Annotated in this window: 12 protein-coding genes; 9 read left to right on the top strand and 3 right to left on the bottom strand. The window is 69.3% G+C overall.

Features of this window, described 5'->3' with window-relative positions:
- From rpoD to VEA62_RS03685, 5 genes are all read left to right on the top strand, one after another.
- On the top strand, window positions 1-1,195 hold a 1,195-nt coding region (gene rpoD / locus VEA62_RS03665; RefSeq protein WP_324818553.1), incomplete at its 5' end, for an RNA polymerase sigma factor RpoD.
- A 217-nt stretch (window positions 1,196-1,412) separates the two neighbouring features.
- Window positions 1,413-2,114 carry a hypothetical protein gene (locus VEA62_RS03670; protein WP_324818557.1) on the top strand — a complete coding sequence of 234 codons (702 nt, stop codon included), beginning with the start codon at window positions 1,413-1,415 and terminating at the stop codon, window positions 2,112-2,114.
- A gap of 90 nt (window positions 2,115-2,204) precedes the next feature.
- Window positions 2,205-2,714: a 6-pyruvoyl trahydropterin synthase family protein gene (locus tag VEA62_RS03675; protein ID WP_324818560.1), complete on the top strand. Its 510-nt coding sequence runs from the start codon at window positions 2,205-2,207 to the stop codon at window positions 2,712-2,714.
- 269 nt (window positions 2,715-2,983) lie between these two features.
- The gene (locus tag VEA62_RS03680; RefSeq protein ID WP_324818563.1) at window positions 2,984-3,127 is read left to right on the top strand and encodes a hypothetical protein; all 144 of its coding nucleotides are present in this window, start codon (window positions 2,984-2,986) and stop codon (window positions 3,125-3,127) included.
- A gap of 72 nt (window positions 3,128-3,199) precedes the next feature.
- Complete coding sequence (locus VEA62_RS03685; protein ID WP_324818564.1) at window positions 3,200-3,979, top strand: HAD hydrolase-like protein; 780 nt, start codon at window positions 3,200-3,202, stop codon at window positions 3,977-3,979.
- A 60-nt stretch (window positions 3,980-4,039) separates the two neighbouring features.
- Here VEA62_RS03685 and VEA62_RS03690 read toward each other — a convergent pair whose 3' ends face one another.
- Complete coding sequence (locus VEA62_RS03690) at window positions 4,040-4,831, bottom strand: glucose 1-dehydrogenase (RefSeq protein ID WP_324818568.1); 792 nt, start codon at window positions 4,829-4,831, stop codon at window positions 4,040-4,042.
- A gap of 72 nt (window positions 4,832-4,903) precedes the next feature.
- On the opposite strand from VEA62_RS03690, the gene VEA62_RS03695 reads away from it, so the two are divergent.
- The 4 genes from VEA62_RS03695 to VEA62_RS03710 all read left to right on the top strand — a co-directional run bounded on the left by VEA62_RS03695 (window position 4,904) and on the right by VEA62_RS03710 (window position 9,391).
- Window positions 4,904-5,476, top strand: coding sequence for a TetR/AcrR family transcriptional regulator (locus VEA62_RS03695; RefSeq protein ID WP_324818570.1), 573 nt, complete (start codon window positions 4,904-4,906; stop codon window positions 5,474-5,476).
- 205 nt (window positions 5,477-5,681) lie between these two features.
- Window positions 5,682-6,059: a MarR family winged helix-turn-helix transcriptional regulator gene (locus tag VEA62_RS03700; protein ID WP_324818573.1), complete on the top strand. Its 378-nt coding sequence runs from the start codon at window positions 5,682-5,684 to the stop codon at window positions 6,057-6,059.
- A 124-nt stretch (window positions 6,060-6,183) separates the two neighbouring features.
- Window positions 6,184-8,376 carry a TonB-dependent receptor gene (locus tag VEA62_RS03705; protein WP_324818576.1) on the top strand — a complete coding sequence of 731 codons (2,193 nt, stop codon included), beginning with the start codon at window positions 6,184-6,186 and terminating at the stop codon, window positions 8,374-8,376.
- 1 nt (window position 8,377) lies between these two features.
- Window positions 8,378-9,391 (top strand): alpha/beta hydrolase, encoded by a 1,014-nt coding sequence (locus VEA62_RS03710; protein ID WP_324818578.1) that lies wholly within the window; start codon window positions 8,378-8,380, stop codon window positions 9,389-9,391.
- Between the two features lie 47 nt (window positions 9,392-9,438).
- On the opposite strand, the gene VEA62_RS03715 is transcribed toward VEA62_RS03710, so the two are convergent.
- Window positions 9,439-10,953, bottom strand: coding sequence for a tryptophan halogenase family protein (locus tag VEA62_RS03715; RefSeq protein ID WP_324818581.1), 1,515 nt, complete (start codon window positions 10,951-10,953; stop codon window positions 9,439-9,441).
- Between the two features lie 24 nt (window positions 10,954-10,977).
- Complete coding sequence (locus tag VEA62_RS03720) at window positions 10,978-12,921, bottom strand: glycoside hydrolase family 3 protein (RefSeq protein WP_324818583.1); 1,944 nt, start codon at window positions 12,919-12,921, stop codon at window positions 10,978-10,980.
- Window positions 12,922-13,017: the final 96 nt, after the last annotated feature.

Raw genomic sequence — 13,017 nt, forward strand, 5'->3', positions numbered from 1 at the left:
CTTCAAGAAGCTGCGCCGCCTGCAGGAGCAGCACGTCGAGAACCGGCTCAAGAACACCACGCTCTCGCCCTCGCAGGAGCGCCGCTACAAGAAGCTGGAGGAGGAGATCCAGGAGGACGTGAAGTCCCTCTCGCTCAACTCCGCCCGCATCGAGAGCCTGGTCGAGCAGCTCTACGACATCAACAAGAAGCTGATGAGCCTGGAAGGCAAGCTGCTGCGCCTCGCCGAGTCCTACGGCGTCTCGCGCGAGGACTTCCTGCGGCAGTACCAGGGCTCCGAGCTCGATCCGAACTGGATCCGCCGCGTGGCCTCGCTCGCCTCCAAGGGCTGGAAGGACTTCGTCGCCCGCGAGAAGGAGGACATCCGGGAGATCCGGCAGTCGATCCAGAACCTCGCCAGCGAGACCGGCCTGGAGCCCGGCGAATACCGCCGGATCGTCCATCTGGTGCAGAAGTGCGAGAAGGAGGCCCGTCAGGCCAAGAAGGAGATGGTGGAGGCGAACCTGCGCCTCGTGATCTCCATCGCCAAGAAGTACACCAACCGCGGCCTGCAGTTCCTGGACCTGATCCAGGAGGGCAACATCGGCCTCATGAAGGCGGTCGACAAGTTCGAGTACCGCCGTGGCTATAAGTTCAGCACGTACGCCACATGGTGGATCCGGCAGGCGATCACCCGCTCGATCGCCGACCAGGCCCGCACCATCCGCATCCCGGTGCACATGATCGAGACGATCAACAAGATCGTCCGCACCAGCCGCCAGATGCTGCACGAGATCGGCCGCGAGCCGACCCCGGAGGAGCTGGCCGAAAAGCTGGCCATGCCGCTGGAGAAGGTCCGCAAGGTTCTGAAGATCGCCAAGGAGCCGATCAGCCTCGAGACCCCGATCGGGGACGAGGAAGACAGCCACCTGGGCGACTTCATCGAGGACAAGAACGCCGTCCTGCCGATCGACGCGGCCATCCAGTCGAACCTGCGCGAGACCACCACCCGGGTGCTGGCCTCGCTGACGCCGCGCGAGGAGCGGGTGCTGCGCATGCGCTTCGGCATCGGCATGAACACCGATCACACCCTGGAAGAGGTCGGCCAGCAGTTCTCGGTGACCCGCGAACGCATCCGCCAGATCGAGGCCAAGGCGCTGAGGAAGCTGAAGCATCCGTCGCGGTCGCGGAAGCTGCGGAGCTTCCTGGACAGCTGAGGTCAGGCGACAGGCAGCAAGCAACAAGGGGGCCCGGTGGAAACGCCGGGCCCTTTTCGCGTTCGGGTTGGCCCGGTTTGTCCCTGCCGGTTTTGTCCCTGTCGCGGGGACAGGGGCGGGACAGACGGGGACGGAAGAGGGACAGGACTCCGACTTCAAGATGCATGCTCGATCCCCACGTCCGGTTTTGACGTAGCGGCGCGGCAAGCTTCCCTGCATGAGCAAGCCGCCGCGCATCCGCCGATTTCCCGGCCAGCCGACCTGGACCCTGGCGCAGGAGGCCTATCTGGCCGGCGAGAGCGCCCGCTCAATCGCCGCCCGGCTCGACCTGACCGAGAACGGCATCCGCAAGCGCGCCGCCCGCAAGGGCTGGACGCGGACGCAGCACGCCGAGGCGGTGAAGCGCAGCGAACACCCGGCCGAGGCGCTGACTGCCTTGCTGGCCCGCATAGGCCGGATGATCCACGACGGGCGCGTCGCAGAGGCGGCGGCCCTGACCCGGAGCGCCGAAGCCCTCGCTCGCGCCGTCCGGGCCGCCCCGCCCATGCCCCGGCCCGCCCCCTCGCCCGAGGCGATGAAGGCGTGGCGCGAGGCCGAGACCCGGCGGTTGGAGGACTACCTGGGGCCGCGCGCCCGGGAGATGGCGGAGGCCCTGCTGAGCGACACCGGCTACGACGTCGGCGACCGCTGGGCCGCCTCGGCCCTGCGCTGGCGCGCCCGGGTGCTGGGCCCCGAACAGGCGGCGCAGGACTTCGCCCGCGGAGTCAGCGGCGGCTGGGCGGATCGCTACTGGGACGAGGCTGGCGAGCTGTGGCCGCCGCGCCCGTCGGAGAGCCCGGACGGGGGGATGCAAAGGCAGCACCAGAGGGGGTGTGAATGGCGGCGGACCCGGGGGGAGGACTGGGAAGAGGAGGTGTAGGGGTCATTGCGCTGCGGCAAGGCGGTTGTGCTCGGGCGCCGGTATCGAGGGGGGCCGGCGTCGCGGCCGGCGGCTCCGGAGACGCGGCCCATGGCCTTCCTGTCAACCAAGACCTACGGGGCCGAGCGAGGGCTGTCCTGCGCCCTGCGCCAGTGGGCGGCGTCGTCGCACTGCGCCCTGCTGCATGGCTACTCGCTGGGCTTCCGCTTCACCTTCGCGGCCGAACAGCTGGACGCGCGCGGCTGGGTGATCGACTTCGGCAAGGACGGCTTCGGCCCGATCCGCGACTGGCTGCACCGGACCTTCGATCACACCCTGCTGGTCGCGGCCGACGATCCGGAGGGGCCCGAGTTCCTGCGCCTGCGCGACCGCGGCCTCGCCGACGTGCGCATCCTGCCGGGGGTGAGCTGCGAGCGCATCGCCGCCTGGGTGGGCGAGCAGATGGAGCCGGGCGTGCGCGAGCGCACCGGCGGCCGCTGCTGGATCGCCTCGGTCGAGGTGTTCGAACACGGCGCCAACAGCGCGATCTGGCGCAACCCGGAGGACGTGCTGAGGGGGGTATCGGCGGAGGTGCTGGGGAGGCTGGCGGGGGAAGGGTGAGGGGGAAGGGGAGTATTTGCGCCAGATTGTCAGTCACGGGGGCGCGCATCGTCTTCCAGCAAGATCGCTACGACCGGAGTTGCAGGGCCCACAAGCGAGGGTGAGATTCTCCGGGTCATCAACGCCGCCCGCCCGCTTCAGCCGGACCTTCAAACGCATGTTCGGCCTGCAGCCTGCAGCCCTTCGCCTGATGTAGCCCCTACGTTCAAGTCGCCACTGCCGGGCGGGCCTAGACAGCGGACATCACCAACCGAAACCAGGAGTTTCACATGTCCGACCAGCCCCCCGCCCTGACCGAAGCCGCCGCGGAGGCCTCCACCTCTCAATCCTGCAAGGGCGGCGAGACCTGCGCCTGCGGTTCGAACTGCAATTGCGGCGACGCCTGCGCCTGCGCCGACGGCGCCGCTTGCTGAACCGATCGACCGGGAGGCGGCGGTTGCTGTCGCCCGGTCGACTCACCCTGCGATTTCAGACGTCCAGACCTCATGTCGAACCGACCCGAAACCCGTCGCCGACAGGGCGTAAAGCCGATCGTCACCGATATTCCCGGCTTCACGGGCTCCGCCGTGTCTCGCGCCTTCGCCGAAACCGATCGCCAGGCCTGTCAGGAGATCGCCGCGGAGGCGGCTGTCACACCGACATATCGGCTGGTCGTGTTCGACTTCGACGGCGTGCTCGCCGACAGCGCCGACTGGATGCTCCGAATGCTCCCCTCGATCATCGATGAGTTCGGCCTGACCCCGAAGAAGACCGGCGAGCTCCAGACCCTACGGGGCTCGCCAACGCGGGAGGTCGTTCGGTCGCTTGGCGTACCGGCCTGGAAGATCCCCGCCATAGCGCGCCGTCTGCGCCAGATGAGTGAGGGCTCCGCGGGGGAAATCACTGTCTTTCCCGGCGTCAGAGAGCTCCTCCGGAGCGTCAGGACGGCCGGCGTCGCCACGGCCATCGTCAGCTCAAACGGCGAGGCCACGGTCAGGACCGTACTGGGAGACGAAGTGCTTGGTTGGATTGATCATCTCGACTGCGGAGTTGCCCTCTTCGGCAAGGCCGCGCGGCTCCGTAAGCTGGCGCGGCGTTCAGGCGTCCCACCCCGAGAGTCAGTCTATGTCGGCGACGAGACGCGCGACATCGAGGCTGCGCGGTGGTCGGGATTTGCTTCGGCGGCCGTCACCTGGGGCTATGGGACCCGCGAGGTGCTGGCCGAACACTCGCCGACCGCGCTCGTGGAGACGGTGTCCGACCTGAAACTCTGCCTGGGAATCTGATTGATCCCTGGAGGTCAGCCAGGCGCCGCGAGCGGTCATCGAGAACAGGACCGGATCGACTCAGTCGGCGTGTGCGCCGCCCTCGCAGGGCAGCACGGCGCCCGTCGTCCAGCGCGCCTCGTCCGACAGCAGATAGAGCGCGGCGCGGGCCATGTCGTCGGGATGCGCGATGTAGTTCATCGGAAAGGCGTCGGCCATGGCCGCGCGTCCCTCGTCCGTAGGGATCCAGCGGTCGAACATTTCCGAGCGGGTGGCGCCCGGCGCGATGCAATTCACGCGGATGTTCTGGCGCGCGTACTCCAGTGCGACGCATCGGGTGAGACCGGTCAGGGCCCATTTCGACGCAGCATAGATTCCGTTGGAGGCGGCGCCGACCATTCCGCCGATCGACGAGGTGTTGACGATCGAACCGCCACCCGAGGCCAGCATCGCGGGGATCTGGTGCTTCATGCAGAGGAACGGGCCCCTCAGGTTGGTGGCCATCACTGCGTCCAGGCTGTCGGCCGGGAGCTCGGTGAACGGCGCCCGGACACCTCCCACGCCGGCATTGTTGAACGCCCCGTCCAGCCGACCGAACCTGGCCATGGTGAAGGCGATGGCGGCCTGAACCGAGGCCTCGTCCCGTACGTCGCAGGTGACAGCGGCGACGGGCAGCCCCTCGCCGCGCAGTTCGGCGGCCAAGGCCTCGATCCGGTCCGCGCGCCGCGAGGCGGCCACGACCGAGGCGCCTTCGGCGGCGAAGCGGCGAACCGCGGCGGCGCCGATGCCACTCGCGGCGCCGGTGACGAAGACGACGCGATCCTTCAACCGCGCACCGGCCCAAGCCAGCGGCGGCGGATTCTGGTAAGACATGTCCAAGGCTCCGGTTGACATTGTCAACCTAAGATGGGTGGTTGACGCTGTCAACCAAGTGGAGGCATTGGCTTGAGCACGCGGGATGCAATCGTGGCGGCAGCGGGCGACCTGCTGGACGAGGCTGGTCCCGAAGCGGTGACGTTGCGGGGCGTGGCTCAGCGGGTCGGCCTCTCGCATAACGCTCCCTACAAGCATTTCGCCGACAAGGAGGCGCTCCTCGCCGCGGTCGCGACGGCCGAGCTGCGGCGCCGGGCAGACGCGCCGCGGCCCGAGAGAGGCGAGCCGCTCGCCATTTTGAAGCGCATGCTGAGGGACAATGTGCGCTGGGCCGTACGGCACCCGGCGCGGTTCAAACTCACCTTCGGCAGCTGGACCCGGCACGACAAAGACCTGGGCGAGGCGGCCCACGCCGCCCGGAAGCGGTTCGTGGAGGCGGTCGCCGCTGCGCAGGCTGGGGGCGCCCTGCCTCCCGGAGACCCGGAGCGCGTGTCGGCGATGCTGTTGGCGCTGGGCCATGGCGCGGCCGACCTGGCGCTGGGCGGCCACCTGTCGCGGGAAGGCAAGGGGCGCGCAGATCCCGAGGACCTCGTGGACGACCTCTTCGACCTGCTTGAACGCGCCGCCCCACGAGGAACGCCATGAACGCCGGCCGGGCGCCGGGAGCGGACATCCGGGTGTCGGCCGGAACCCGACGCTCGACGCCTGCGGCGACAGGCGCTTCCTGACCGCGGAGCTCATGATCCCACGGCCGCCTTGGTGAAGGCGCCGCCCAGGCTGTCGTGGCGGTCATCGTCGCCCCGCCCGGAGGCGGGACTGGAATTTGTCAGCCGTTTCTGGACTATGGGCCATGGAGTCGCGCGACACTGATGAACTCATCGTCTGGGCGCAGGCGCTCGAGGCCTATGCCCGCGACTGGGACGAGACCTTCGAGAAGCGGCCCGGCTATTTCACCCAGGAGTTCTGGTACCTGCTGGTGGGCTGCATGATCGCCAACTGGAACGGCCGGCCGATGACCATGAGCCAGGCCTGCCAGCAGATGAAGAGCGGCTCAAACCGCACCCGCGAGGAGCGCATCAAGCGCGCCGTGGACGACGGCTTCCTGGTCAAGGAGCGGACCGGCGACGACGGCCGCACGGCCCTGGTCCGGCCGACGCCCAAGCTGGAGGCCCTGATGGTCGGCCACCTGCGGCGCACGCGCGAGATCATCCGGACGGCGCTCGACTGAAGCGCGATTGGGCGCAGCTTTTGCGGACAGTTTCGCGCGCAACTCTTCGCTAGTCGGCCAGGCGGCGCCGTGATGCCATGCCCCAATCGAGATCGCCCGTCAGCGGCGACCGGGGGAGGACATCATGAAGATCCACACCGCTGGCGGCGCGCGCCGCGCCCTCATGCTCGCAGGCGTCTCCGCCGCCGTGCTGACCGCCGTGCCGGCCGTGGCGCAGGAGCAGCCCCAGGCCGCTGAACAGGTTTCGACCGTGGAAGAGGTGGTGGTCACCGCCCGCCGGCGCGAGGAGCGGCTGCAGGACGTGCCGGTGGCGGTCACCGCCCTCTCGTCGGAGGCGCTGGAGAACCTGCAGGCGACGGACATCGGCGACCTGCAGGGCGCGGTCCCCAACCTGACCCTGCACGAAGGCGACGCCGCCAACGCCGTGGTCTATCTGAGGGGCGTCGGGCAGGTGGACAGCCTGGCCTTCGCCGATCCGGGCGTCGGGGTCTATGTGGATGACGTCTATCTGGGCCGCGCCCAGGGCGCCTTCCTGTCAGTCTATGACGTCGACCGGATCGAGGTGCTGCGCGGCCCGCAGGGCACGCTCTACGGCCGCAACACCATCGGCGGGGCGGTGAAATTCGTCTCGACCCCGCTCAGCGCCGAGTGGGGTGGCCGGGCCGAGGCGTCGGTCGGCGACTACGGGCTGGTCGAGTCGCGGATCAGCGTCGGCGGCGCCCTGAACGGCGACGCCACGCTGCTGGGCAAGGCGGCCGTGTCGCTGTCGCGGCGCGACGGCTATTCGGACAACGCCTTCGACGGCATGGACGACGGCGACAAGGATCAGGTCGCCGGCCGGGTCTCGCTCGAATATCGCCCCACCGACGCGCTGTCGGTCCGGTTGAACGTCGACGCCTCGCGGGATCGTCCCGACACCTCGCGGACCCCGGCGCGGGCGACGCCGGTGCTGGGCCTCTATCCCGACACTATGGCCGATCCCTTCGAGGTCGACGCCGATTTCAACGACCTGAACACGCTCGATACGTTCGGCGCCGCCCTGACCGCCGACTGGGCCCTGTCGGACCTGTGGTCGTTCAAGTCGGTCACGGCCTGGCGGTCCATGGACTACGCCAGCCATCTGGACCTCGACGCGACGCCCCTGGCCGTGTTCGGCGTCTATGTGGACGAGGACCAGCACCAGTTCAGTCAGGAGTTCCAGCTGACTTACGCCGGCGAGCGCCTGAACGCCGTCGCCGGCGTCTTTTATTTCGACGAGAGCGACCTGACCTATTCGGGCCTGCTGGGCCCGGTCATCAGCCTCGTCACCGGCTCGATCAACGACCAGCACAACCGGTCCTGGGCGGCCTATGGTCAGGCGACCTATGACCTCAGCGAGCGGCTCAGCCTGACGGCGGGCCTGCGCTACACCTATGAGGACAAGGACTTCCGCCGGACCCAGACCTTCTACGGGCCCCTGACCGAGCCGCCGGCGCGCGACGATCCCGGCCTGCTGGTGACCGACATCGACACCTCGGAAAGCTGGGATTCCTGGTCGCCGAAGCTGGGGCTGGACTATGCGGTCTCGGACGACGTCATGGCCTATGTCAGCGTCAGCCGGGGCTTCAAGTCGGGCGGTTTCGACGGCCGCGCCAACGACGCCTCCGGCGCCGCGCCCTACGACCCCGAGACCCTGTGGGCCTATGAGGCAGGGGTGAAGTCGACGCTGATGGACCGGCGCCTGACCGCCAATATGGCCGTCTTCTGGAACGACTACACCGACCTGCAGCTGTCCAGCTTCTCGGCCGATGGCGGCGGGGGGTTCATCGCCCTGTTCACCAACGCCGGCGCGGCCACCATCCGGGGGGCCGAACTGGAGTTGACAGCGCGGCCGGTCGCGGAACTGACGCTGAACGCCACCGTGGGCTATCTGGACGCCCGCTACGACGAATACATCGGGCCGGGCGGCGTCGACATCAGCGACCAGCGCCATCTGGTCAATGCGCCGGAGTGGTCGGCGCGGCTGGGCGGCGTCTATGTCGCGGACCTGGGCGTCAACGGCTCGCTGACCCTGGGCGCCGACGCCTCGTACCGGTCCAAGGTCTATCCGACGGTCTCGTCGAGCGAGGTCCTGGCCCAGGACGGCTACACCCTGGTCGACGCCTTCGTGCGCTGGAGCGACCGAGACGACCATCTGTTCGTCCAGCTGGGCGGCCAGAACCTGACGGACGAGCGGCATATCGAACAGGGCTTCGACCTGTCGGACTCGCTCGGCTACCAGCTGGCCTATTTCGGCGCGCCGCGGACGGTGCGCCTGACCGCCGGATTCAATTTCTGAGATGAGCCGGGCGCGAGGGCCGTGGGTCGAGCCGGATACGGCGGCGCTGCTGGCGGCCATGGCCAGGGACTTCGCCGGCGCCCCGGCCGAGCCGACGGTCGACGAGCGGCGCCAGGGCCTGAACATCGCCGCTGACCTGTACGGCCCGGCCCCGGCCCCGGTTGGGCGGATCGAGGATCGCTTCGCGCCGGGCCCCCACGGACCCGTGCCGGTGCGGATCTACTGGCCGCCGGAAGGCGAGGGGGAACGGCTGCGGCCGCTTGTGGTGCACATCCACGGCGGGGGATGGGTGCTGGGCGATCCCGACGGTTATGCGCGCGTCTGCCGGGCCTATTGCGCGGCCGGCGACTGCGTGGTGGTGGACGTCGACTACCGCCGGGCGCCAGAGCACAAACATCCCGTAGCCCTGGACGACTGTCTGGCGGCCCTCGCCTGGGCCGCGGCCAACGCCCGGGCGCTGGGGGGCGACCCGGCGCGCATCGTGGTGACCGGCGACAGCGCCGGCGGCCATCTGGCGGCGGCGACCTGTCAGCAGACCTCGATCCCGGTGGCGCTGCAGATTCTCGTCTATCCGGTGATGAGCGCCAGCGCCCGCGCCGACTTCCCTTCGCGCAGGGCGCTGGGCGACGGCGCGTATTTCCTGCGCGAGTTCGACATCCTGCGCGCCGAGAGCGAGTATTTCTCGCCCGGCGACGACCGCGAGAGCGCGCCGGCCTCGCCGCTTCTGGCGTCGGCCGCGGTGCTGTCGCGCCAGCCGCGCACCGTGGTGATAACCGCCAGCCTCGACCCGCTGTGCGACGAGGGCGCCGCCTATGCGAAGGCGCTGAAGCGCGCCGGCGTGGACGCCCGGGAGTGGCGGATCAGGGGGACGATCCACGGATTCGTCCTGTTCGCCGGGCGCATAGGCAAGGGGCGCGACATCATCCGGCGCATCGGGCGGGCCGTGTCCGGCGCGCGCTCGGGACCGGGGCGCTTCGGCCTGTTCCGACGCCAGCCGTCAGCCCCCCGGGGCTGAAGCGTTCGGCCCGGGTGCGGATTGGCGCGGACGATGGGCCGGGAGCGTCAGGCGGCCGGAACAGGGTCGGCGGGGCAGGTCCGCGCGACATAGTCGGCGTGATCCGGCATGACGGCGACGCATTTGCGGATCACTCCCTCGACGTTGTCGAGGAAGGCCACCACCTCGGCGTCGCTCTTGATGTCGACGAGGGGATCGTAGCCGCGCGGGATGACGCCCTGGCCGAGGAAGACCTGGATCCAGCTCTCCTCGGCGAACAGCTCCTCGTCCTCGCGAAAGACGCGGCCGTTGGCGGCGAAGAGGTCCATCTTGCGCTGGAGGGTGTCGGGCACCTCCATGTCGCGGCAGTAGCGCCAGAACGGCGAGTCGTCCCGCGCGGTGGCCTTGTAGTGCAGGATGATGAAGTCGCGGATCCGCTCGTACTCGAAATCGGTCTGACGGTTGAACTCGGCGATCCCGGCGGGGTCGAAGCCGGCGTCCGGCAGCAGGCGCACCATGCGGATGATGGCCGACTGGATGAGGTGGATGCTGGTCGACTCGATCGGCTCGAGGAAGCCGCCGGCAAGGCCGATGGCGACGCAGTTCCTGTTCCACGCCTGTTTGCGCTTGCCGGGGAGGAAGCGGAGCCGGTTCGGCTCGGCCAGTTGTTCGCCGTCCAGATTGGCGAGCAGGACCCGTTCCGCCTCGTCGTCGTCGATGTGGGCGCTGGAGTAGACGTGGCCGTTGCCGGTGCGGTGCTGCAGCGGGATGCGCCACTGCCAGCCCGACGAGCGGGCGGTGGCGCGGGTGTAGGGGGTGAACGGCTCGGTTCGCGTGCAGGGCACGGCCATGGCCCGGTCGCAGATCAGCCAGCGGCTCCAGTCCTCGTAGCCGGTCTTCATCGCCTGTTCGATGATCAGGCCGCGGAAGCCCGAGCAGTCCACGAACAGGTCGGCCTCGATGACCTCGCCGTCGTCCATGGTCACGGACTGGACGAAACCGTCGTCGCCCCGCAGCGTCACGTCGGCGACCTTGCCCTCGCGCCGCTTCACGCCCGTGGCCTCGGCCAGACCGCGCAGGTAGCGGCCGTAGAGGCCGGCGTCGAACTGGAAGGCGTGGGCGATCTGGCCGATGGGCGAGTCGACCATCTTCGGATCGGCGCGCATGAATTTGTTCTCGAGCGCCGCGGCCGTGTTGATCGAGAAATTGGCGAAGTCGGAGGCGCGGCCCAGGCTGTTCATCTTCAGCCAGTACTGGTGGCAGCGCAGCCATTCCATGTCGCGGCCGATCAGGCCGAAGCCGTGGATGTAGCTGTGCCCCTGCTTCCACCAGTCGACGAACTGGACCCCCAGCTTGTAGCTGCCCTGGGTCCGTTTCATGAACTCGTTCTCGTCGAGACCGAGCAGCTCGTTGTATTTCTTGATCGCCGGGATGGTGGCTTCGCCGACCCCGACGATGCCGATGGCCTCCGACTCGATCAGGGTGATGTCGTACAGGCCCTTGAAGAGCCTGGAGAGCAGGGCCGCCGTCATCCAGCCGGCCGTGCCGCCGCCGACGATCAGGATCTTCTTGAGCTGCCTCATTCCGTCCCGTGAGCTCCTGTGAATCTAGTTCTCGCAGGTCGCCGGCGTCGACGGCAAGGGCAGGCGGCCGACCGGGGCGGCGCGGCCGTAGCTGAGCCCGTAACCGCGGGCGAACTGAACCACCTGGCCCGCGCCCTCGCCGGTGCTGCACGCCGAGCCGGGCCAGGCGAAGGAGAGCCGGCCGGTGAAGTCGTTTGCGCCGCCGACCAGGACGTCCGCCAGTCCGCCGCCCTCGGTGCCGGGCAGGAAGGCGGCCACAAAGGCGTCCGACAGATTGATCAGGTCGTTCGCATAGGCCGGGCGGCCCGAATAGAGCACGGTGATCACCGGCACACCCTTGCCCGACACGGCCTGGAGGGCGGCCAGATCGGCGGGGTGCTGCAGGCTGTGCTGGACCGGCGCGGGATAGCGGACATCGCCGTTGTATTCGGCGTAGGGGGTCTCGCCCAGCACGGCCACCACGGCGTCGAACTGCGATACGTCCACGCCGGCGCCATCGACGGAATATGTCACGTTGTCGGCCCCGAGAGTCTCGCGCAGGGCGGCCAGCAGGGTCTGGCCGGTGGCGAAGTCGGCGTTGACGTTCTCGGTCCCCTGCCAGGTCAGCGACCAGCCGCCGGTCTGGTTCGACAGGCTGTCGGCGCTGGCCCCGACGACGAGGATTTTCCGGCCCGCCCGCAGCGGCAGGGCGGCGTTGTCGTTCTTGAGCAGGACCACTGACTTGCGCACGGCCTCGCGGGCGAGCGCGGCGGCGTTCAGCGCCTCGGCGCGGCCGGTGAGGGGACTGGCGTCGGCCGGGCGCTCGAACAGGCCGGAGCGCATCTTGACGCGCAGGATGCGGGTCACGGCGTCGTCGATGCGGGCTTCGGGGATGCGGCCCTCGCGGACGTCGGCGATGGTGTTGGCGATGAAGGCGCGCCAGTCCTCGGGCACCATGAAGACGTCGATGCCGGCGTTGACCGCTTGCGGGCAGTGGTCCTTGGCGCAGCCGGCGACCTGTTCGATGCCGTTCCAGTCGGACACCACCAGGCCGTCGAAACCGAGGTCGCCCTTCAAGTGGCCCGCGATCAGGTCGCGGTTGCCGTGCATCTTGCCGTGATCCTGACCCGCCCCGGTGTCGTACCAGCTGCTGTAGGAGATCATCACCGTCTGCACGTCGGCGTCCAGCGCGCCGATATAGCCGGCGCCGTGGCGGGTCAGCAGGTCCTCGCGGGTGGCGCGGGTCTGGCCCTGGTCGACGCCGTTGAAGGTTCCGCCATCGCCCAGATAGTGTTTGGCCGTGGCCAGCACGTCGCCGTCGCCGGTCAAGCCGCCCTGCAGGCCGCGCACCATGGCCTCGCCATAGCGGCGGACGAGGGCCGGATCGCTGGACCAGCTTTCGTAGGTCCGGCCCCAACGGCGGTTCTCGCCGACCGCCAGGGTCGGGGCGAAGGCCCAGGTGATGCCGGTGGCGCGGACCTGCCGCGCCGTGGCCCGGCCGATCCGCTCGATCAGGGCCGGATCGTTGGCGGCGCCGAGGCCGATGTTGTGCGGGAAGATGGTGGCGCCGGAGACGTTGTTGTGGCCGTGCACGGCGTCCGTGCCCCACAGCAGCGGAATCTTCACCGGCATGTCGGTGGACATTGCGGCGTCGGCGTAGGCGTCGGCCCAGGCGGCCCAATCGGCCACGGTCGAACGCTTGTCGTTGTCCGGCCAGGCGCCGCCGCCGTTCAGCACCGTGCCGATGTAGTACTGACGCACCTCGTCCGGAGTGATGTTGCGGACGTCCGGCTGGGTGATCTGGCCGACCTTCTGCTCCAGCGTCATGCCCGCGACGATCCGGGCGATGCGGGCTTCCATGGCGGGGTCGAGGGCGGCGGCGGGACGCGCGGCCGCAGCTTCAGCCTGCACCGGCGGCAGGATCGCCGTCGGCGCGCAGCCCGCCAGCAGAAGGAGCGAAAGCGAGAGCTTCAGGACGGGGCGCTTCATTCGTGTACTCGACGACTCACAGGGAAGGTAGGCCGCCGGGACCGGACGGGGAGGCCTCCGGTCCCGGCGTTTCCGAATCCGGCGCGTTGGGCCGCG

This window comes from Brevundimonas sp. (assembly GCF_035627475.1).
GTDB lineage: Bacteria > Pseudomonadota > Alphaproteobacteria > Caulobacterales > Caulobacteraceae > Brevundimonas.